The organism is Streptomyces ruber (assembly GCF_014648075.1).
GTDB classification, from domain to species: Bacteria; Actinomycetota; Actinomycetes; order Streptomycetales; family Streptomycetaceae; genus Streptomyces; species Streptomyces ruber.
Window position 1 is genome coordinate 32,296 of record NZ_BMQK01000018.1, and the last position, 21,044, is coordinate 53,339.

The following is a 21,044-nucleotide window of genomic DNA, read 5'->3' on the forward strand; positions in this document are numbered from 1 at the left end:
TGTGTGTCGGCCCGGCCGTGCCGCTCCGTGTGCCCCGGGTGTCCCGGCCGATCTGCTCATGCCGCCGACAGCCGAGCGCATGCCCGGAGTCACGGCTCGCAGGGCCCGTCCGGGCACTCGCCGGGCCACCCGGCAGGGGGCGACAGGTCTCATGAGGCGAGGCTGAGGCCGCCTGGGGGCTCCTGCGGATCGAGCAGCCCTCGCGCGACCACGACCGTATCGTCGGCGGCTGACTCCTGGATACACAATCACCTCCCGCCGCCCCAGCTCTGGGCAAGCGTGCCCAACTGCCCTCCGGCCTCCTCGTCAGCGCCTCCGACCCATATGCCCGTCCGGTCCGCGCGCTGACGACAACCAGCAGCACCGCGACCCCGTGGCGCAGGATGAGTACCTCGGTGTTCTTTGCTGTGGTGTATCTGCACAGCGGGGTCAGCCATGCGAAGGGCCGCGTCGCGAACCGGTAGGTCGGCATCAACCGGGCTTCTGCGTCGTCGGGTTGAGGCGTCGAGCGCCTCTACCCAACGGCGCGCCGGCCCTGTCCGTCGCGGCCTTCGCTCTCACGCTGCCTACGGCACACCGTCGGAGGTCACGCTGAGGATGCTCAACGGGAGGCGCCCTAGGAAGCGGCCTGGGCTCCGAGGAAGCCGGCCCCCTCTCGGCGCACGGGATGCCGACACGGTGCGGAGCCGAGAACCGGGGTACGGAGGACGCGCCGTACCGTGGCGGCACTTGCCTCTGTGCCCGGGGCGGCGCAGTTCGCCGTGCGGGCGGCGAGCGCCCCAGGGCGATACGGGCCTGGCCGCCGGCGACAGGTGCATGCCTTCTTCCGGACCCGCCCACCCAGCCGGCTTCTGGCCATCTGTCGGTGACTGGTCGTGAATCAGGGGCCGGTGCAAGGAGCGGCGAGGGGACGGAGCATGTCGCGATCACGACGTGCGGGGAAGATGGTCGGCTTTTCGTCGCCCTCCGAGGACCGGGTCGGCATGGACGACAGAAGAACTTTCGAGAGGATGCCAATGGCCTCCGGCCCGGCCGTTCATCCTGGTGGCGCGAGTCGAGAGGGCCGATGCGGCGAAATCTTTCGATGAGTATGCCGATTCTTGCGAGAGGTGTTGACGGTTCCCGTCGGCTTCATATCATCCAGAGAACCCGATGAGTCGACCGGTGTTCGGTACTTCGAATATGAGCGCACTGGTCGCTCGGCGTCGGCGTCGTACGAACGAGCGGGGCGTCCTGCAGCACCGCGCGTCGGCACGGCACCCGCCGCCGCCGTGGCGCTTGTGGCGGCGCGGGGTGCTCCGACTCGGTGGTCCGGCCGCACAAGGAGGACGAGTTTTGCGGTGTGTCATGTACGCATTAATGTGTCATGTTCGCGTCAGAAGACATGCCCCTTGGCGTCCGCCGTCGCCACCGGTCCCGGTCCCCATCGCCGTCACCGCACTCCGGCTCGGTCACCCCGGGACGCGAGGAGGTGACCGAACCGGTCTGGCGCCGCCGCGTGACTCCTCCGTTTGCACCGGGGCCGAGCCCGACGGCGCCGCGACGCGGGTGGTGACGATCCGCGCGCTGACCACGAGCGGTAACCGGAACACCGCTGGTGCGGCCAACGGGCAAGCGAGCGCACCCGTCTGCGTCGGCCGGGTCCGACCGCGGGCGAGCCGGACACTCGGCGCCGGCACGTACGCCTTCGGCCACCTTCGGGAGCTCCCCCCTCGCCAGGTCGGACAACGTGACCGTCCCCGCCGGTTCCCGGACACGGCACACCGGCCACGGCGACACGGCGAGATGGTCCGTGCGGGTCACGACCGGACGGGAGCACGGACGCTCCTGCTCAGTCATGGAGGAAAGGAGGCTCGAGGCTCAGACCGTCTCCACACATGATGACCGGCGCTGCGAGCGCCCGGTCGTCGTGCCACCGCACTTCCTCAGCGCGTCGCACGCTCGGGACGAGAGTGTGCGGCGCATCCCTGCCAGAGATCGAGGTACAGTCATGCGCCGCAGACTTCACGCCATCGTGGCAGCGCTCGCCGCCCTGCCGCTGGCGCTCGCCCTCGCACCGTCCGCCCACGCGGCCGACCCCACCACCATGACCAACGGGTTCTACGTGGATCCCGACTCGAGTCCGAAGCGGTGGGTCACCGCCAACCCCGGCGACGGCCGGGCGCCCGCGGTCAACGCGTCCATCGCGAACACACCGATGGCCCGCTGGTTCGGCTCCTGGAGCGGCACCATCGGCTCCGCCACCGGCGCGTACGTGGGGGCGGCGGACCACGTGGACAAGCTGCCCGTTCTCGTCGCGTACAACATCTACAACCGCGACTACTGCGGTGGCCATTCCGCGGGCGGAGCCGCCTCCCCGTCCGCCTACGCGAACTGGATCGCCCAGTTCGCCGGCGGCATCGGCAACCGCCCGGCGGTCGTGCTCCTCGAACCGGACTCTCTCGGGGACTACGGCTGCATGACCCAGGCGCAGATCGACGAACGCGAGAACATGCTGACCGGCGCCCTGACCGAGTTCAACCGCCAGGCCCCCAACACCTGGGTCTACCTCGATGCCGGCAACCCGGGCTGGGCGAGTCCGGCAACCATGGCCCAGCGCCTGCACGAAGCCGGCCTCCGACAGGCCCACGGCTTCTCGCTCAACATCTCCAACTACTTCACCACCGGCGAGAACACCGCCTACGGCAACGCCGTCAACAGCGAACTCAGCGCCCGTTACGGCTACACCAAGCCGTACGTCGTGGACACCAGCCGTAACGGCAACGGCTCCAACGGCCAGTGGTGCAACCCCTCGGGCCGCCGCATCGGCACGCCCACCCGGCTGGGCGGAGGCGCCGAGATGCTCCTGTGGATCAAAACGCCGGGCGAGTCCGACGGCAACTGCGGCTCCGGAGCCGGCTCCACGGCCGGACAGTTCCTCCCCGAGGTCGCCTACAAGATGATCTACGGCTACTGATCCAGGGCTCCCGTGGCCCGGTGCCTCCACGCGCCGTACCGGGTCACGGGCACCGTCCGCCCACCGGTCCGCCACCGTTCGCGACATCGAGCCCAAAAGATCGGCAGGGGGCGGGGCGGCCGGTACTGCCTGCATGACGCGGCGTACGTAGGCGCGGTGGACCGGGCGGCGCTCGGTGACGAGGAAGGCTCTCGTCAACCGCGTGACGACCGAGCCGGGCGCGCCATGGCGTCCGGCTCGGTCGTCCTCGCCCGCCTGTCAGCCGGGCCGGCCGCCGTGCGGGGCCGGTGACCGTCAGCTCGTACTGCAGGAGACGGTCGGCCAGGTCCGGTTGCCGTTGTGCTGGATGGTGACACCGAAGTTGTTGCCGTTGCCGTTGGGCCTGGCGGTGAGGGTCTGGGAGTTGGGGTAGGTGGCGCTGGTGTTCCAGGTGGAGAGGACCTTGGCGGGGGAGGGGATGTTCATGGTGACGGTCCAGTTGCTGGAGCCGCTGACGGAGACGTTGAGGTTGTAGCGGTCGCTCCACTGCTGGCCCGCGGAGAGGGTCGCGGAGCACCCGGTGCCGCCACTGTCGCCGCCGCCCCCGTCGGGGGCCACCGCGCGGCCGGTTCGGGGGGAGATCATGCCGGAACACAGACCGCGGGCGGCCAGCCCCTGCGCGATGCGCGGGATCGCGGCGAGTGTGTTGGCCGGCCAGTCGTGCATGAGGATGACCTGGCCGTCGGTGAGCCGTGCGGCGGCCTGCACGATCGCGTCGGTGCTCGCGTTGTTCCAGTCCTGTGAGTCGATGTCCCACATGACCTCGGTCAGACCGTACTTGGCCTCGACCGAACGCAGGGTCGCGTTGCTCTCTCCGTACGGGGGGCGGAAGAGTCTGGGTGTCCCGCCGCCCGCGTTGGCGATGGCCTGCTGGGTCCGGGACACCTCGGAGTCCATCTGCGACTGGCTCAGCTGGGTCATGTGCGGATGGGTGTAGCTGTGGTTGCCGATCCACATGCCGGCGTCGACCTGGGCCTTGACCTGACCGGGGTTGGCGGCGGCGTACTGGCCCTGGTTGAACATCGTGGCCCGCAGCCCGTTCTGCTTGAGCGCGTTGAGCAGGGCCGGGGTGCTGCCGGACGGTCCGTCGTCGAAGGTGAGCCCGACGTAACCGTTGCAGGCGGCGGCAGCCTGTGCCGGGGCCGCATCGACGGCGGCGGTGCCCGTCACGGCCAATGTGCCGGCGGCGATTCCCGTGATCAGGGTGCGCAGGGACAGGGATGGTGTGATGCGCATGCGGGTGTCCTCCTGTGCGGCTCCGTGAGGGTCAGCTCGTACTGCAGGAGACGGTCGGCCAGGTCCGGTTGCCGTTGTGCTGGATGGTGACACCGAAGTTGTTGCCGTTGCCGTTGGGCCTGGCGGTGAGGGTCTGGGAGTTGGGGTAGGTGGCGCTGGTGTTCCAGGTGGAGAGGACCTTGGCGGGGGAGGGGATGTTCATGGTGACGGTCCAGTTGCTGGAGCCGCTGACGGAGACGTTGAGGTTGTAGCGGTCGCTCCACTGCTCGCCCGCGGAGAGGGTCGCGGAGCACCCGGTGCCGCCGCCCCCGCCCCCGCCGCCGCCCGAACCGGTGCCGCCCACCGTGATGTTGGAACTGCCGCTGCTCTGGTAACCCTCGGTCGCCATGATCATGTAGTAGTTGAAGGAGCCCATGCGCATTCCGGCGCGGGACCAGGCGTCGAAGTGGTTGCCGGTGGTGATGGTTCCGCCGGTCCGCTTCGACTGCCGGACGCTCCAGTACTGGTCGAAGGTGCGCGTGCCCTCCACGGACGGGGCGTTGTACCGCGTCGTCCTGTAGATGTCGTACGTACCGCCGTCACTGTTGACGGTGCCCATGAACGTTCCCGTGGGCCGGTAGGTGCCCCAGTTGTCGACGATGTAGTACTCGACGAGCGGGTTCGACGTCCACCCGTAGAGCGTCAGGTAGGCGTTGCCGGACGGGTTGAAGGTGCCCGAGTAGGTCACGGTCCTGCGGCTGCCGGTGCTCCAGCCCTTGCCGGCGACGAAGTTGCCGGTGTTGCGCCAGGAGGTGCTGTAGTTGCCGCCGGAACTCAGGTTCATGGACACCGTGTTGGGTGCGTCGGTCCAGAACGAGTAGTAGTAGCCCTCGTGTGTTCCGGTCTGGTTCGTGGTGACGACCGTGTCGGCGTGGGCGGCCGACGGGAGCAGCAGTGTGATCACGGCAGCGAGCACGACGGCCCAGCCGTGTTGGAGACTTCTGTGACTCAACGCGTTCATCTCCGTGCTTCCTCCTGCGGGAGAGGGGTGCGGGTAGGCGCGGGACGCGAATGGCGAACAGTGTTGGCGTGGCCTCGTCAAGTGTCAATAGTTTCGGTATACATGTCGAAACTTGCGGCTGCCGAGTAGCAGTCCCGTTGAGGCTGCAGGCCAGGTCAGATGACCTGCATCGCCGACCTGAATCTTGCTTCGAAGCGCGCTGCCGCCTTGTGAACGGGTGGACCGACTCGCGATGTCGAAAGTTTCGAAGCAGGTTCGAAGCGTGTACGGAGTGGTCTCAGAGCACGCCTCTGCGTCCGAGGAACGTGCGGTGCGGGTCGTCTTCGACCCGGTCGGCCGAATGCCACGGCGGCCGACCTGACGGTGGTCCTGGGTGCCCCCGCGGTGGGCGAGCAGCGAGAGAACGCCGCCGGACCGTCTCGGTCGGGTACGGCGGATCAACGGGTACGGTACGGCTGGCCCGGAAGGCGGCCGGACAACTCCCCGAGGGAGGGGTGACCGCCCTCGTCCTCTCCGATTCCGCGCACGAGCCGGTACCCGGCCTCACCCTGTCCAACGGCCTCCGCCCCGGCCCGGCCGCATTCGCCAAGTCCCTGGCGAACGAGGTGGGTCCGCGTGGCATCAGGGCGGTGGGCCTCCTCCCGTACCGCATCGCCACCGACAGGGCGCTCGAGATCGATGCCCGCACCGGTGACGTGGAGGCCGCCCGTGCGCGCGACTCCGCGGACATCCCGTTGCGGCGGTACGGCACTCTGGAGGAGTTCGGGAAGGTGGCCGCGATCCTGTTGCCCCCTGCCGCCTCCTACCTGACGGGCGTCACGGTCCCGGTGGACGGTGGCGGTCTGCGCGGCTTCTGACACCGACCCGCGACCGTGCCCGGGTGACCCCGCATCGATGACTCCGCGAGGGAGGAACGATGATCTGCCACGTGGTCCTGTTCAAGTTCCATGACGGGGTGCGCCATGACGACCCACGATTCCTCGAAGCGGACAGGGACGTCCGTGTCCTTCCGGAAGCGATTCCCGGGATCCTGGAGTGCGGGTGCGGCCGGGACTTCGCCGACCGGGACATGGCGTACGACTACGCCGTCATCGGCACCTTCGAGAACGGGAGCGCCGTGGCGTCGTACCCCCACCACCCGGTCCACGTGCGCGGCGTGGACCAGTGGCGGCAGTTCTCCACCTGGGTGGTGACGGACTTCGAGCTGTAGCCGACACCGGAGGCGCTGGGCGACAGCTCGTACGGCGTCCTTCCGCCCTCCGCCGCGGACGCGCCGGTGGGCCGTTCACGACAGTACGTCGTCCAGCCAGCGGTTGAAGAACCTCCTGCCCTGGCTCTCGAGCGAGCTCGCGTGCTGTCGCGTATCCGCCCGGATCTCCTCCACGGACACCCCCGGAGACTGCGCTATCTCAAAGGCATGGCCGATCAGCCAGGATTCGACGGCGGCACCGAGAACTTCCGCATGGAACTGCAGTCCCAGGGCAGAGCGCCCGACAGCGAAGGCCTGGTTCCCGCACACTGGTGTGGAAGCGAGACGGGAGGCCCCCGTCGGTAGATCGAAAGTGTCGCCGTGCCAGTGCAGTACCGGTGTGGTCAACTCGGCGAGAGGGGATGCGGCCCCTGTTCCGGACAGTTCGACCGTCCCCCAGCCGATCTCCTTGCTCTCGGCCGGATAGACCCTGGCGCCCAGCGCAGCAGCGATCAACTGCGCACCCAGGCAGATTCCCAGCAGGGGTTCCGCACGGGACAGACGCATGTCGATCAGGGCCAACTCCTCCTTCAGGAAGGGGTACTCCGCTGTCTCACATGCTCTTACCGGCCCGCCGAGAATGGTGAGCAACCGGGGGGAGCGCCGTTCGACCTGTTCCAGCAGTCGCCCCTGACCGGCATCCACGTACGTGACGTCGATGCCTCGTTCCTGCAACACCTGCTCGAAGGAGCCCAGGTCCTCGAAAGCGACGTGTCGGATCGCCACAGCTTCTGTCATCGCCTCGTCCTCGGGAACGGATGGTGCATCGGATCTCTTCGACCGGTAGTGCCCTCTGCTCAGAGGTCCAGCACGAGCCGGGAGCCGCCGCGGGCCCGGGAGACGCAGATCAGCATGCTGGATCCGGACGCCCTCTGCTGCTCGGTGAGCAACGAGTCCCGATGCTCGGGAGCTCCTTCGATGACGTTTGTCTCGCACGTCCCGCAGAAGCCTTCGCGACAGGCCGAAAGCGTCACCACGCCCGCCCGATCAGCCACATCGAGGATCGACTCGTGCGGTGGGACCGTCAGGGTCGTGTCCGAGCGCCGGCACACCACCTCGAAGGTCGTGACGTGGTTCGCCTCATCGGCTGTCACCGGTCGGGCCCCGAAGCGCTCCGTGCGCAGGCTGCCGGCCGGCCACCTGACGCAGTGACTCTCGACAGCGCCGATCAGGGGCTCGGGCCCGCAGCAGTACACCAGGCAGTCCAGGCGCGGTGTGCCCAGTGCCTTCGCCAGCGGCAGCAGCCCCGCTTCGTCCTGCGGATGGACCCGCACCCGGTCACCGTAGCCCGTCAGCTCGTCGAGGAAGGCCATGGACGCCCGCGACCGCCCGCCGTAGAGCAACTCCCAGTTCCGGCCGTCGGCCTCGGCCGAGGCCACCATCGGCAGAAGCGGCGTGATGCCTATACCGCCCGCGATGAAGAGACAGCGGTCGGAAGGCGCCAGCGGGAAATGGTTGCGCGGGCCTCTGGCCCGCACGGTCACCCCGACTCCGAGTGCCTGGTGCACGAGGCGGGACCCGCCACGACCGCCCGGCTCGAACAGGACGGCAATGCGCCACGCGTACCGATCGGCCGGACTCCCGCAGAGCGAGTACTGCCGTACCAGGTCGCCCCCCGGCAGGATGAGATCGATGTGGGCCCCCGGTGTCCAGCTGGGCAGTTCTCGCCCCGACGGATCGACCAGGGTGAGGGCGACCACACCGTCCGCGACTCTTGTCCGTTCGCTCACGCGAAGGACAAGGGTGTGTTCGTGGTGAGGTTCGGGCACCCTCGGGGCTGACGGACTCGCATGGTGATTAGCCATCTTCTGCCTGCTTCGCGGTCGTTCATTTCTCGGGTGCGAGTCGGCCGATGCGCTCTCATGGTCGCGTACCGGCCCTACTCGGTCAGGTCAGGGGATCAGGCCCTGCCGGGCGAAGCTGTCGTGGGCCGCGGCGGAGTCCAGGAGGCCGATCTCCTCCGCCAGTGAGACGACTCCCGAAGAGTCAAGCGACGCCAGGTCGGCAGTACCCGACATTTTGCATTCGCGTATCATCTCGTCAGCCTGAGGGAATCCGATCTGCCGCAGAAGCAACAGCCAGACGTCCAGCTCACGGTCCGCGAACCAGAGCACTGGTTCGGGCAGCATGCCGGCGAAGACGGCGCGCTGGTCAACCGTCAGCTCGTGGGAGAAGAGGTGAGCCAGAGACCTGAAGAGCGGACTGTGCGCCATCTCGTCGTGGCGGTGTGCCGCCACGGTCATGCGGTTGAAGGACTGGATCTCGTCGCTCTCGCTGAGCAGATGCAGGTAGTCGCTGATGAATATCTCCGAGACCACCGCTGTGGCGAACTGAATCATGCGCCTCTGCCACGGATCGCTGAGATCGCGCTGGCGTTCCCGCATCCGCCGGACCAGGTTGAACTGTGGAACCACCACGTCGTCCAGCCCTCGACGACTGCGCGTCAGCCGACTCGCCTGCTCGACGAGGTGCACGTGGTACACCTCATCCACCATCGTCTCGCAGACCGCTTTCTGTGAGGCGGCCGCACGTAGGCCGGGCATCGCTCCTCCGATGATGTCGAGGCAGGCCGGGTTCACGATCTCCGTCTCGATCTGCACAGTTTTTGCGTTGTACATCAGCCAGCCGCAGCTCAGAACGCGGGACCGCATGTCGGGCGAGCACGACTGGTACTGCGGATGTTGTCTGAACGGGAGAAGGTGTTCCAGGAAATCCTCCTTGTCCGATTCGAAGAAGGGCTCGAGTTCTTGTTTCTTGACATAAGCCCGCCTGGGCCAACTGTCGGCGAGCCGATCAAGTATGAGCTTGGTCTGGGACAGGGAACGGTCCTCGGCCCGGGACACCGGGCCGCCGTCGTCCGTCGTCATCGGTTCGATTCCTTCGTCCGGTCGCCTGCGGTCAGCGAGTTCGCCCGGCGGCGAACTCCCCGTGGAACATGCTCAGCCCGTCATCGGCGTCGTAGACTTTGGCCACTGTGTCCGTGCTGGTGTCGATCCGGATGAGGTGGTCACTGACGAAGCTGGAGATGAACACGGAATCCTCCTCGTACATGGCCGTGGCGGTGTGGGCGTTGCGGAAGCCGGTCGGCAGTTCGCGGCCAGGACGCAGTCGTTTGATGAAAGAGGGCCTGTCGCGGTCGTAGATGTTCCAGATGGAGATGTAGCCGTCCCGTCCGTAGTCGAAGGGATCTTCCGTTCGCCCACCCCATGAATCCTCTTCCGCCACGTACAATTTGCCCTTCGCGATCGCCAGATCCGAGGGGGGCCTGTACATGCCCGCTCCGTCCGGTGTGCCCGTGGGACCGATGACGCGTTCGGCGGTGTCCAGCCGGGTGTCGATCAGCCAGACGCTCGGCCCGACGACCGTGGCACCTGGAGGGGTCCGTGACGTGGACCCGGCCTGCATGGCCCCGACATAGGCGAAGCGGTTGTCGATCCATGCCGCATAGTGCGCGAATGCGCCGTACTCGGTCTCCGTGCCCAACGCGATCGCATGTGTCGCCTTGACCGTCCCGGTGTGCCGGTCGGGCCGGTAGACACGCACCTCAGCGATGTCGTAGTCATACCCGACGCCCAGTCCGACGGTGCCCTTCCTGTTGAAGTTCACCCCGTGGGTCTGCCTGGTCAATTCGCGCCTCGAATACAGAACCCGCTGTTTGAGCTTGCCGTCATGGTCGATCCTGAATCCGCGCACGCGATCGTCCGTGTAGTGCGTGACGTAGGTGAACCTCGAACGCGGCAGGAATGTCGGGCCGTGCGTCTGCGTGTAGAGAGGCCTCGTCCACGGCATGATCGGCTGGTCCGGGGTCGTCTGCATGAGGTTCGGCATGTCGGACGGCGTACCGGTCGGGTCCAGCGGGACGTTCTGCCGCAGCTCCACGTCGGCGGCTCCCGCATCCCAGTTGATGTCGTTCACACGCAGGACGACGATGGACGCGTCGAAGGGCGGAACAGCGTCCGTTGCGATGTACACCGTCTCCTCGTCGTCGGCGATCCACGTGTGCTGAGGGCTGGCCGGCTGCCAGCCTTCGATGTCCTCGAGCGGCACCTTGACCAGCTTGTCCTCGTCGGCATTGACCAGGACGAGCTCCTTGGACTTCATGTTCACTCCGGTGAGAATATGCATCCTCTTGCTCTCCTCGTTCGACGTGGATGTGCGATGGGCGTGTGAATACGCGAACGCAACAGGCGCTGAAATGCGCTGAACGGCTGTGCCGCTGCGGTTGACAGAGAACCCCATGACCGTCGTTCGGGATCTGGCGCGCCGAGTAAACGGAACGTGCGCGGGAAAATGCCGGCGCAGTGCGCACGGCAGGAAGTCGTCCGTGGACTTCTGAGGTGCACCTGTCTTACAGATATCTCGAAGGTGCACAGTGGCGCGGAATCGTGGCGCCAGGCATGTGAATCATGGTCGCTTCGCCTCCCCCGTTGGCCTTAGCGACGAACCCCAGGCTAACAGCATCCCCCCTCATTCGGTCATCGCGAGGAACAGCGCGACGCATGTACATGTAATCAGTCGGTAGTTGATTGTCGATGCTTCTCGCGCCTGGTTGGAGATAGCTGGAATGCACAGAGAAGCAATCGGGAAGTTCCGTTTCCCGAGGTAGCTGTGCGGGGCCGCTGGTTGCCTTCCGTACCGTGCCGACGCCGCCACGGACGGCCGGGTACGCCACCGGTGTGCACGTCAAGACGGCGGCGAAGGAGGCGGCCGACGACGTGTCCGCGTCCGGACGAATCGGTACCGGTGACCGCTGAGAGCGGCGTACCGGTGCTCCGCCTCGGACGGGCGCGGCGGGCTGCCGCAGACAGCAGCCGGGCCGTACACGGCAGCACATGGTCTCGCGAGCCGAAGCGGCATGGCCCGGCCGCCGTAGAGCGACTGCGCTCCTCCGGCCGGACCTACTGGCCGGAGACGAGGACTGCGCGCATGAGGACGTCCATCCGACGGTCAGCGGGAACGGAGCCTGCCAGCGGCTGCTCGTCGCTCAAGGCGTGTACTGGGTTGTGAACAAGGCGGTCGCCCGGGATCCGGCATCCACGAGGAGATCCTGCGGCAGTGGCTCCGCCAGGCCGGGCCGGCCAGGGCGACCGGCCCGGCCGGCCCGGCACGGCCGGGAAGCAGGAACTCGCCCGGATCCGCGAGGAGGCCGCCGGGCTGCGGCGGGCCGGCGGCATCCCGGAGGCCGCATCGGTGCTCTCGGGCGGCCGGAGCCGGCCCGGCGCCTGCGCGACGAGCAGCTGCTGACGCGGGTCCGCGCTGAGCGCGCCGCCTCGACGAGACCTCGAAGGCCGCCTGACCCCGGGCAGCACCTCGACACCCGACAACCGGGATCAGCCGTCTGGTCGACACCTTTCGCCGGCCGGATGACGGCCTGCTGCAACACAGGTGAATCATGGCTGGATCGTGCATCGGCAGCACAAGGCCTCGGCGGCGACCGGACCCGAGCAGCTGTAGTGACCAGGCTGTTCGATATCTGTTCGATGCCGTGCGGCCGATGGCCCGTCTAAGGCGGCGAGCGCAAGGCTGGAAGTGGCCTTTCCTGGCCACGGCTGTTGGGGGAGAAGGATGGATCCATTGACGATGGCCGCGGGGTCGGCGCTGGTGGGAGCCATGGCGACCGACGCGTGGAAGCAGGCCCGGGACGGCGTGGTCGCATTGTGGCGACGGGTGCGTCCGGAGCGGGCCGAGGAAGTCGGCCGCGATCTGGACGCGCTGCACGGGCAGGTTCTCCGTGCCCGCGAGGCCGAGGATGCCGACACCGAGCAGGCCCTGCAGGGATGGTGGCGAGTACGGCTGCAGGAGCTGCTGCAACAGGATCCGCACGCGGCCGATGAACTGCGACGGCTGCTGGACGACCGGCTCGCTCCAGCCCTCGCTTTTGAGGAGCGCGATCGGATCTACTCCGTCATCCAGCATCAGACCGTCAAGGGCGGCTCCGGCACCCAGGTCGGGCGCGACTGCCACCAAGGCAACGCCTCGCTCCCAAAAGCCTGACCGCCCCGGGCGAGCCGCCGGTCGCGCGTGTGCAGCAGAACCTGCGGCAGGACGGTGGGACATCGCTGACGGCCGGAAGGGATGTGCACCAGAGCACCGTGGTGGAGGCTCCGGCCCCTGACCGCCCAGTGGTCACGCACGGCCTGCCACCGGACATCGTCAGTTTCACCGGCCGGGAATACGAACTGGAACAGCTGCTGGCCGCGGCGGCGCCGGGGCGGGTGGTGAACATCTACACCGTGGACGGGATGCCCGGCATCGGTAAGACAGCCCTGGTCACCCACGCCGCACACCGGCTCACCGAGCGCTTCCCGGACGGGCAGTTCTTCCACAACCTGCACGCCCACACCCCCGGCCAGACTCCCGCCGACCCCGTCGACGTCCTGGCTGTGCTGCTGACCGAACTGGGCATCGACCCCCGCAACCTTCCCGCGACCCTGGAAGGACGCTCCGCTCTGTGGCGCGACCGGCTCACCGACAAGAGAGCGCTGCTGGTCCTCGACGACGCGGCCGGGCACGCCCAGATCGCTCCGCTCCTGCCCAGCAACCCGGGCTGCCTGACCTTGGTCACCAGCCGCGCCCGCCTGATTGCCCTGGACGGCGCCCACCCCCTGTCCCTGGACCCCCTTGAACCCGGCGCCGCCGCCGACCTCTTCACCCGCCTGGCCCACCGCACTCCGATCGGCGGCGAGAAGGACGCGGTGGACGAGGCGGTGCGGCTGTGCGGGTACCTGCCGCTGGCCATCACCCTGCTCGCCGGACGCCTCTGCCACAGACGCAAGTGGCCCATTGCCGAGTTCACCGTCGAGTTCGCCGCCGCCCAGGACCGCCTGGGCGAGTTCGACGGCAGCGGCGATCGCGCGATCTACACCGCCTTCACCCTCTCCTACCAGGACCTCACCTCCGGCCAGCAACTCCTGTTCCGCCGCATCGGTATGCACCCCGGCCCCGACATCGACACCTATGCCGCAGCCGCCCTCAACAACACGTCCCTCCCCGAGACCCGCCACAGCCTGGAAGCCCTCTTCACCCACCACCTCCTCGAAGAAACCGCCCCCAACCGCTACCAGCCCCACGACCTCCTGCGCGCCTACGCACGCACCCTCACCGCCGACACCGACCCCGCCGACGACCGCGCCCAGGCCCTTGCCCGACTTCTGGACTACTACCTGCACACCGCCCAGACCGCTGATCGCCGCCTTCGGATCACCCCCCGCCACGATCCTCCTCCCACCCCCGCGCCAGTGGCCTCACCGCCCCTCGCCACCTGGGCGGATGCCCTGAGGTGGATGCGCATCGAACGCGCCAACCTCTTCGCCTGCCTCGACGCCCCGGCCCCCGACCGAGCCACCCGCAGCATCCACCTGACCGAGGCCATGGCCTCCTTCCTCCGACGGGAAGGACCATGGCCTCAGGCCGCCACCCTCCACCAACACGCCGCCGGCACCGCTTACCACCAGCGCGACCGCCAGAGCCTCGCCAACGCGCTCCATGACCTCGGTGTCACGCGTCGCCTGACCGACGACTACAAGGAGGCGTACGCCGTCCTGCAACGTGCGCGGGACCTGTACCAGGACCTCGGTGACCGGCTCGGGCAGGCCAACGCCCTCAACGAGCTCGGGGTCGTGCGGTACCTGACCGACGACTACGTCGAGGCGTCCGCATACCTGCGGCGGGGCCGGGATCTCTACCAGGACCTCGGTGACCGGCTCGGCCAGGCCAACGCCCTCAACGAACTCGGCGCCGTGTGCCGCCTGACCTGCGACTACGTGCAGGCGTCCGATCTTCAGCAGCGTGCCCGGGACCTGTACCAGGACCTCGGTGACCGGCTCGGCCAGGCCAACGCCCTCAACGAGCTCGGGGTCGTGCGGTACCTGATGGGCACTTACACGCAGGCGTCCGATCTCCTGCAGCAGGCCCGGAACCTGTACTGGGACATCGGCGACCGGCTCGGCCAGGCCTGCACACTCAACCGGCTCGGGGTCGTGCGGTACCTGATGGGCGACTACGCGGAGGCGTCCGATCTCCTGCAACAGGCCCAGGACCTCTATCAGGGTCTGGGCAGCCCGCTCGGTCAGGCCAACACCCTGAACCGGCTCGGGGTGGTGCGCTACCTGACGGGCGACTACGAAGGCGCATCCGCACTGGTAGAGCAGGCCCTGTGCCTGTGCCGGGAAGTCGGCAGCCGGCTCGGCCAGGCAAGCACCCTCAACGAACTCGGTGTCGTACGCCGCCTGACCGGCGACTATGAGGAGGCGTCCGATCTCCTGGAGCAGGCGCGAGGCCTGTACCGAAGCCTCGGTGACCGGCTCGGTCAGGCCAACGCGCTGCACCGGCTCGGCGTGGTGCGCCGCCTGACGGGCCATCACGTCGAGGCGTCCGATCTCCTGCAGCGAGCCCGGACTCTCTACCAGGACCTCGGCAGCCCGCTCGGCGAGGCCGAGGTGATGAACAGCCTGGGAACGCTTCTCGCCGAGTGCGGGAAGGCACGGGAAGGACGTGCGCGACATCAGCGAGCCCTGCAGCTGGCCCGGGGAATACACAATCCCCTGGAAGAGGCCCGCGCCCTGGAAGGGTCGGCACGCTGCCTGGTCCGGACCGGCGACCGCGCGGCCGCCGTGCGGGAGCTACGTCAGGCCGTCGACATCTACCGGCGTATCGGAGCCGCCGGGACCAGTTCCGCCGCTGAGTACCTGGCGCGCCTTTAGGCGGAGGACACGGAGCAGGTCACCGACATCGCGCCCGTCGAAGGCGGCGAGCGGACCGGGCTTTCGTGTCGGGCGAGAGGAAACAGAACACGATGAGGGCCACCGCCATCGCCGACCGCACGACGCCTGGCAACGGCGCTTGCCCTGCGTACTCCATTGGCCGTGGGTAGTGCGCCAAAACGCACCTGCGGACGCCACCTGGTGGCACACTTGCCCACATTATCGGGCTTCGTCTGTTCAACCGGAGCAGCCGCTGAGTATGTTCGCAGTGTGGAAGCAGGCTCCTCCATTCTGCGCATCACGCTGACCGGGCCGCGATCCCAGGACGAACTGCGCTCGCTGTACGTCTGGTTGACAGCGGAGAGCGAACTGCGCGGCCGCGTGGACATGGCCGGGCAGGTGCCTGCCCCCGGCAAGCTCGGCACGGCCGCCCAAGAGCTCGTCATCGCCCTGGGCCCCGCCGGGGCGACCGTACTGGCGACGACAGTCGTCACCTGGCTCCGTCAGCGCACCGCCACTGTCCGGTGCAAGGCATCCACCGAGGACGGGCGGAGTGTCGAACTGACAGCCACGCGGGTTCGTGGGGCCGACCCCGACACCCTGCAGTCATTGATCGGCCGGCTCACTGCGCTCGGCACGGACACCAGTGGCGCGAGTAGCGAACATGGCGGCACCACCATGGGATCCGAGCCGTGATGCGGCGATCGGGCTGGCCTCGCCCGGCACCCGCGCGCTGCTGATCGGCACCGGCAGGTACACGGCGTCCCGCGGAATGCCTGACGTACCCGCGGTGGCGAGTTCACTCGCGGATCCGGGACAGACCCTCGTCGAGCGATGCGGGCTGGCCGAACGTCCCCTGCGGCTCGTGTGCGACCCGGCCCACCCCACCGAGTTGGGTTCTCGCCCTGGCCGAGCAGTCCGAGCGGGCGGAACAGGCATTGCTCGGCTACTACGTCGGGCACGGACTGGTCAGTCCCAGCGGAGAACTCCACCTGGCCACGCAGGTGACCGACCCCCGCCCCAACCGCCTGGCGCACACCTCCCTGGCCTACGCCGCGGTGCGCGACTGTCTGCTCTCCAGCCGGGCACGGACCGTGGTCGTCGTCCTGGACTGCTGCTTCTCGGGCCGTGCCGTGGGAACGCTGGGAGACGATGACGTCGGCGACACCGCGGGGATCGCCCGGATCCACGGTGGGTACGTCCTCACCGCGGCGGCCCGCGATGCGTCGGCTCTCGCCCCGCGCGGCGCGCCGCACACGGCGTTCACCGGGGAACTGATCAACCTGCTCGTGCGCGGTGATCCGTCGGGGCCGGCCGAGCTCACCCTGCACGACGCGTACCGCTACCTCTATCACGCGCTGCCCGCACGCGGCTGTCCGCGGCCGTGCCACCGGGCCACCGAATGGGCGCAGGACCTCGTCCTCGCTTCGAATCCCGCCTACCGGCCCCCGGCCGACCCCCCGTCCACGACCCGCGCCGCACGGCCGGAGCCGACCGTATGCCCGTACCCGGGGCTGGCCTCCTTCGGTCCCGGTGACAACGCCGACCGCATCGGCCTCCGCACCCATCAGCGGCTCGCCGCCGACGCGGACGCCTGGGACCGCCAGCACCGGGCCCCTTCCCTGTTGTATCGCGGAAGCCGACTGGGCGTCTCGCGTGACTGGGCGGCCGACGCCGCCGGCCAACGGCGCCTCACAACGGTGCAGAGAGCGTTCCTGGACGCCGCCTCCGCCCTGGAGACCGGCGAACTGCGCACCGAGCGGAAACGCACCCGTCGCCTGCGGGTGCTGATCGTCGCGCTCAGCGTCATCCTCCTCGTGGCGCTGGGCGCGGGGGGCGTGGCCCTGCAACAGCGGCAGAAGGCCCTGCTGGGGCAGCACGTCGCCCTGTCGCGGGCCCTGGCCTTCAAGGCCAGTTCGCTGGCCACGCAGCACCCCGACGCACAGATGCTGCTCGCGCTGGAGGCGTACCACCAGTTCCTGACCGCGGAAGCGCGCAGTGCGCTCCTCAGCCAGCAGTCCAATCTGTTCGCCGGGACCGCCGAGGGGCACACGGGCACAGTCAACGCGGTCGTCTGCTCACCGGACGGCACAATGCTCGCCTCCGCCGGTGCCGACGGCGGCGTACGGCTGTGGGAGCCCACCGCACGCCGTACCGTCGCCGTTCTGAAGGGACACCACGGCTCTGTCAACGCGGTGGCCTTCAGTCCCGACGGCCGGACCCTCGCCTCCGCCGGCGCCGACCGCACCGTCAGGATCCGGAGCACTCCGAGGTGGCAGTCCGAAGCCGTGCTCGAAGGACACGGCGCCGGATCGCAGGGCAATGGAGTACGGGACGTGGCCTTCGCCCCACAGGGGCGCGTCCTGGCGACCGCGGGCGACGACCGGACCGTCCGGCTGTGGGACCTCGACACTCACAAGGTAACCGCCACGCTCACCGGCCATCGCGACAGTGTGGCCACGGTGGCCTTCTCCCCCGACGGGAAGTACCTGGCCTCGCTCTCCGTCGCGGCGTCGTCGGCCGCCGCACCACCGATGTCGTTGCCTACGTCCGGTACGTGTGGTGCCGGGTGTGCCGCAGACGGGGGCGGCCTGCCCACGGATGGAGGGAGGGGCCTCCCCGGACGCGTGTCCCCCGTGTCATGCCCGGCGGCCGGGCGCCGTCGGCGGCTGGGGGAGTACGTCCACAGGGGGCCGGCTCGGTGGGATCACCGTCCGGGGCAGGGGTGGTGGGCCGGCTGCCCCGGAAGATACGAGGAGCGTTCCTCCCGGGTGAGCTCCCGGTGCACGGCACGACAGATCGTGCGGACCGCCTCGTGCGGCTCGGTGGGTACATCGGTGTCCCAGACCTGAACGTCGTCCATGCTGCCCGCCACCAGGATCTTGCCGGCCGGACCGGCCGGACCGAACACCATCGACGTGATGGAACCGGTGCCGGTCAGGGTGGCGCGCAGCCTCCGGGTGCCCGTGTCGTACAGCCGTATCTGGCCGTCGTCGTTCCCGGCGGCCAGAGTACGGCCGTCCGGGCTGGACGCCACTTCGACTGTGTCGTCATCGGGCAGGGAAGCCAGTTCTCTCCGAGCACGTACGTTCCACAGGTGGACCGAGCCTTCCTGGTCGGCGGTGGCGAGGGTGCCGTCGGGGGCGAAGGTCATCGAATACACGTCGTCGGTGTCGGGGAGGGTGGTGAGTTTCTTCCTGGTGGTCACGTCCCATAGGCGGACCGGGCCCTCCTGGTCGATGGTGGCGAGGGTGCCGTCGGGTCCGAAGGTCACCGACCACACGTCGTCGGTGTCGGGGAGGGTGGTGAGTTTCTTCCTGGTGGTCACGTCCCATAGGCGGACCGGACCCTTCAGGTCGATGGTGGCGAGGGTGCCGTCGGGTCCGAAGGTCACCGACCACACGTCGTCGGTGTCGGGGAGGGTGGTGAGTTTCTTCCTGGTGGTCACGTCCCATAGGCGGACCGGGCCCTTCTGGTCGGCGGTGGCGAGGGTGCCGTCGGGTCCGAAGGTCACCGACCACACGTCGCCGGTGCCGGGGAGGGCCGTGAGTGCCTTCCTGGTGGTCACGTCCCACAGACGGACCGGACCCTTCGACACGTCGGTGGCCATGGTGTGGCCGTCCGGGCTCAACGCCACGCGGAACCCGGCGTAGCGGTCTTCGGTCAGAAGACGCTTGTGAGGCAGGGCGGCAGCAACACGCAGACTGTCGACGGCCTCGTCGGTCGCGTACGCCTGGTAGGCATGCAGGGCCAGCAGGGAGGCCAGGTCCGGGTTGTTGCGCATGAGCTCTTTGGACTGGGCGGCGAGTCGCCAGGACAGGTTGGTCCGCTGTGCGGCGACGGTCTCCCGCTGCTGTTTCCAGGCGATCGCGCCCGCGGTCAGTGCCACGGCCAGCAGGAGGGAGACGGTGACGGCGAACCGGCGGAGGCGGCGGGCCGCCGCCCGCGCCGCCCGCCGCTCGCGGTCGCGGGCGGCGGTGCTGGCGGTCAGGAAGGTGTTCTCCAGCGGGGTCAGGTCGTCCGGGCGGGCCGTGGCGGGAAAGGCCTCCTCGGCAGCGTCGAGCCGGGTGCCGCGATAGAGCGCGCCGGGGTCGTGCTCCAGGTCGTGCCACGCTGTGGCGGCCTCGGTGAGGTGGCGGTGGATGCGCAGCCGGTCGCGCTCGGTGTCGAGCCAGGCGCTCAGGCGGGGCCAGGCGGTGATCAGGGCCTCGTGGGCGAGGTCGACGGTGGTGTCGTCGCAGGTGATCAGGCGGGCACGGGTGAGGTGCTCGAGAACGGCGGCGGTGTCGGACCGGTCGCCGAAGTCCAGTTCGGTGCGGGGCGCGGGGCGGCGGGTGTCGGGGGTGCCGTCGCCGGGGGTGATCAGACGGAGCAGCAGGGAGCGGGCCTGGACGGCCTGAGCGGGGGTCAGGCCGGTGTAGCAGTCCTCGGCGGTGCGGGCGATGGCACCGTGCAGCCCGCCGGCCGCCTCGTAGGCGGCTTCCGTCAGCCTGCGGCCCTGGCGGCGGCGCCAGGTCTCCAGCAGTGCGTGGGACATCAGCGGCAGCCCGCCGGGCCGGCCGTCGGTCTCGGCCAGCAGCCGGGCGGTCAGTGACCGCTCCACGATGAGTCCGGCCGCCTGGGCCGGTCCCACGATGGCCTGGCGCAGTTCATCGCGGCTCATCGGTCCCACCAGCAGCAGGGTGCCGCGCAGTGCGGTGGCCAGGGGCGCGTGTTCGGCGCAGCGGCCGAGGAAGTCGGCGCGGACCGCGATGACCACCCGCAGACGGCTGCCGGGTTCGCGTGCGGCCAGCAGCCGGCCGAGGAACTCGGTGCGTTCGGCCGGGTCGGTGCACAGGGTGAACAGCTCTTCGAACTGGTCGACGACGACCACGGTGTCCCCGGTGGTGTCGTCCTTCGCGACCAGCGCGGTGGCGTGGGTGCGGGCCGGGTGCGGGCCGGGCGCGAGGATGCGCAGAGCGGCCAGGCGCAGCCGCGTGGCGTTCCCGTGTTGCAGGGCGGGCAGCAGACCTGCCCGCAGCAGCGAGGACTTGCCGCTGCCCGACGGGCCGGCCAGGGCGGTGAACGGTTCCCGGCCGACCGTGTGCAGCAGGTCGCCGACGAGTTCGTCGCGGCCGAAGAACAGGGCGGCGTCGGCGGGCTCGTAGCGGGCCAGGCCCCGGTAAGGCGCTCCCGCCGCGTCCTCCGGAGCCAGGCGGGCGGCGACCACGGCGGCCGTGACCCGCCAGCGCTCTTCCCACTCGCCGGGGTCGGCGCCGCAGGCGGTCACGTAGGCGAGGGTGACGGCCAGTGACGGCAGCCGTTCCCCGGCAGCGGCCTCGGACAAGGTGCTCGGCGAGTACCCGGCCCGCTGGGCCATGACCCGGTAGGTCGGCTGCCCCGCCTGCCTGCGCACGACCCGTAGCGCATGAGCGAACTCCTGCACCGGCCCGGCGTCCGGATCCAGCGGCTTCTCCTGACGTGCCATGATCGCCTTCTTCCGAGGCGTGGCATGCCTTTACCCGCCAGACTAGACAGCCGGCCCGCAGCCAGGAAGGAGCAGTGCGCGCGGGCAGACCGCGGCGCTGCGGCCCGTCCGCCCGCACCTCCCACCGGTTGATCGGTGCGGGCAACGGGGTTGCCCGTCAATCCGGGATTCCGCACCTTCGCACACGTCCTCCTGCCCTGGGCCGCTGTTCCCGATCGGCGGGGCGGACCAGGGCTGCCAATCAACGCCCCGGACGCTGCACTGGGTACAGCACTTCGCCCCGCAGCCGGCAGTCACCGCGCCCGCGGGAGGGCGAGCACCTCGAAGCGCAGCGTCGCGGACACCCTGCGATCGTGAGGTCGCGCAGCGCCGTCCGGGACGAAGCGGAGCCGGGG

13 protein-coding genes and 2 pseudogenes are annotated in these 21,044 nt (G+C 69.2%); 8 read left to right on the forward strand and 7 right to left on the reverse strand.

Annotated features, from left to right (window positions below; genetic code table 11):
• The first annotated feature begins 1,990 nt into the window (after positions 1-1,990).
• On the forward strand, positions 1,991-2,956 hold the full coding sequence (locus IEZ04_RS28640; RefSeq protein WP_189219888.1) for a glycoside hydrolase family 6 protein: 966 nt from the start codon (positions 1,991-1,993) through the stop codon (positions 2,954-2,956).
• A gap of 294 nt (positions 2,957-3,250) precedes the next feature.
• Here the strand turns inward: IEZ04_RS28640 and IEZ04_RS28645 are convergent, their stop codons facing one another.
• Positions 3,251-4,231: a polysaccharide deacetylase family protein gene (locus tag IEZ04_RS28645; RefSeq protein ID WP_189219889.1), complete on the reverse strand. Its 981-nt coding sequence runs from the start codon at positions 4,229-4,231 to the stop codon at positions 3,251-3,253.
• A gap of 31 nt (positions 4,232-4,262) precedes the next feature.
• The gene (gene xynA / locus IEZ04_RS28650) at positions 4,263-5,231 is read right to left on the reverse strand and encodes an endo-1,4-beta-xylanase XynA (protein WP_189219890.1); all 969 of its coding nucleotides are present in this window, start codon (positions 5,229-5,231) and stop codon (positions 4,263-4,265) included.
• A 443-nt stretch (positions 5,232-5,674) separates the two neighbouring features.
• Here xynA and IEZ04_RS35215 point away from each other — a divergent pair.
• Positions 5,675-6,088 (forward strand): annotated as a pseudogene (locus IEZ04_RS35215) (SDR family oxidoreductase); the annotation flags it as partial.
• 59 nt (positions 6,089-6,147) lie between these two features.
• Positions 6,148-6,441 (forward strand): Dabb family protein, encoded by a 294-nt coding sequence (locus IEZ04_RS28660; RefSeq protein ID WP_189219892.1) that lies wholly within the window; start codon positions 6,148-6,150, stop codon positions 6,439-6,441.
• A 75-nt stretch (positions 6,442-6,516) separates the two neighbouring features.
• Here the strand turns inward: IEZ04_RS28660 and IEZ04_RS28665 are convergent, their stop codons facing one another.
• From IEZ04_RS28665 to IEZ04_RS28680, 4 genes are all read right to left on the reverse strand, one after another.
• The gene (locus tag IEZ04_RS28665; protein WP_189219893.1) at positions 6,517-7,218 is read right to left on the reverse strand and encodes a glutamine amidotransferase; all 702 of its coding nucleotides are present in this window, start codon (positions 7,216-7,218) and stop codon (positions 6,517-6,519) included.
• Between the two features lie 59 nt (positions 7,219-7,277).
• Positions 7,278-8,180, reverse strand: a complete 903-nt coding sequence (locus IEZ04_RS28670) for a PDR/VanB family oxidoreductase (RefSeq protein WP_229821332.1) — start codon at positions 8,178-8,180, stop codon at positions 7,278-7,280.
• Positions 8,181-8,372: 192 nt separating this feature from the next.
• On the reverse strand, positions 8,373-9,347 hold the full coding sequence (locus IEZ04_RS28675; protein WP_189219895.1) for a diiron oxygenase: 975 nt from the start codon (positions 9,345-9,347) through the stop codon (positions 8,373-8,375).
• A 31-nt stretch (positions 9,348-9,378) separates the two neighbouring features.
• Positions 9,379-10,605, reverse strand: coding sequence for a lactonase family protein (locus IEZ04_RS28680; protein WP_189219896.1), 1,227 nt, complete (start codon positions 10,603-10,605; stop codon positions 9,379-9,381).
• A 930-nt stretch (positions 10,606-11,535) separates the two neighbouring features.
• Here IEZ04_RS28680 and IEZ04_RS28685 point away from each other — a divergent pair.
• The 5 genes and pseudogenes from IEZ04_RS28685 to IEZ04_RS36275 all read left to right on the forward strand — a co-directional run.
• The gene (locus IEZ04_RS28685) at positions 11,536-11,724 is read left to right on the forward strand and encodes a hypothetical protein (RefSeq protein ID WP_189219897.1); all 189 of its coding nucleotides are present in this window, start codon (positions 11,536-11,538) and stop codon (positions 11,722-11,724) included.
• A gap of 321 nt (positions 11,725-12,045) precedes the next feature.
• Positions 12,046-12,474, forward strand: coding sequence for a hypothetical protein (locus IEZ04_RS28690; protein WP_189219898.1), 429 nt, complete (start codon positions 12,046-12,048; stop codon positions 12,472-12,474).
• Positions 12,475-12,557: 83 nt separating this feature from the next.
• Complete coding sequence (locus tag IEZ04_RS28695; protein ID WP_189219899.1) at positions 12,558-15,182, forward strand: tetratricopeptide repeat protein; 2,625 nt, start codon at positions 12,558-12,560, stop codon at positions 15,180-15,182.
• Positions 15,183-15,452: 270 nt separating this feature from the next.
• Positions 15,453-15,878, forward strand: coding sequence for an effector-associated constant component EACC1 (locus tag IEZ04_RS28700; protein WP_189219900.1), 426 nt, complete (start codon positions 15,453-15,455; stop codon positions 15,876-15,878).
• A gap of 113 nt (positions 15,879-15,991) precedes the next feature.
• Positions 15,992-17,668 (forward strand): annotated as a pseudogene (locus IEZ04_RS36275) (caspase, EACC1-associated type); the annotation flags it as partial.
• 221 nt (positions 17,669-17,889) lie between these two features.
• Here the strand turns inward: IEZ04_RS36275 and IEZ04_RS28710 are convergent.
• Positions 17,890-20,649 carry an nSTAND1 domain-containing NTPase gene (locus tag IEZ04_RS28710; protein WP_189219901.1) on the reverse strand — a complete coding sequence of 920 codons (2,760 nt, stop codon included), beginning with the start codon at positions 20,647-20,649 and terminating at the stop codon, positions 17,890-17,892.
• Positions 20,650-21,044: the final 395 nt, after the last annotated feature.

What these genes read in the sequence shown, in the direction of transcription:
- IEZ04_RS28710 (WP_189219901.1), bottom strand. Translation starts at nt 20,649, where the DNA reads ATGGCACGTCAGGAGAAGCCGCTGGATCCGGACGCCGGGCCGGTGCAG.
- IEZ04_RS28640 (WP_189219888.1), top strand. Translation starts at nt 1,991, where the DNA reads ATGCGCCGCAGACTTCACGCCATCGTGGCAGCGCTCGCCGCCCTGCCG.
- IEZ04_RS28690 (WP_189219898.1), top strand. Translation starts at nt 12,046, where the DNA reads ATGGATCCATTGACGATGGCCGCGGGGTCGGCGCTGGTGGGAGCCATG.
- IEZ04_RS28675 (WP_189219895.1), bottom strand. Translation starts at nt 9,347, where the DNA reads ATGACGACGGACGACGGCGGCCCGGTGTCCCGGGCCGAGGACCGTTCC.
- IEZ04_RS28660 (WP_189219892.1), top strand. Translation starts at nt 6,148, where the DNA reads ATGATCTGCCACGTGGTCCTGTTCAAGTTCCATGACGGGGTGCGCCAT.
- IEZ04_RS28680 (WP_189219896.1), bottom strand. Translation starts at nt 10,605, where the DNA reads ATGCATATTCTCACCGGAGTGAACATGAAGTCCAAGGAGCTCGTCCTG.
- xynA (WP_189219890.1), bottom strand. Translation starts at nt 5,231, where the DNA reads ATGAACGCGTTGAGTCACAGAAGTCTCCAACACGGCTGGGCCGTCGTG.
- IEZ04_RS28665 (WP_189219893.1), bottom strand. Translation starts at nt 7,218, where the DNA reads ATGACAGAAGCTGTGGCGATCCGACACGTCGCTTTCGAGGACCTGGGC.
- IEZ04_RS28645 (WP_189219889.1), bottom strand. Translation starts at nt 4,231, where the DNA reads ATGCGCATCACACCATCCCTGTCCCTGCGCACCCTGATCACGGGAATC.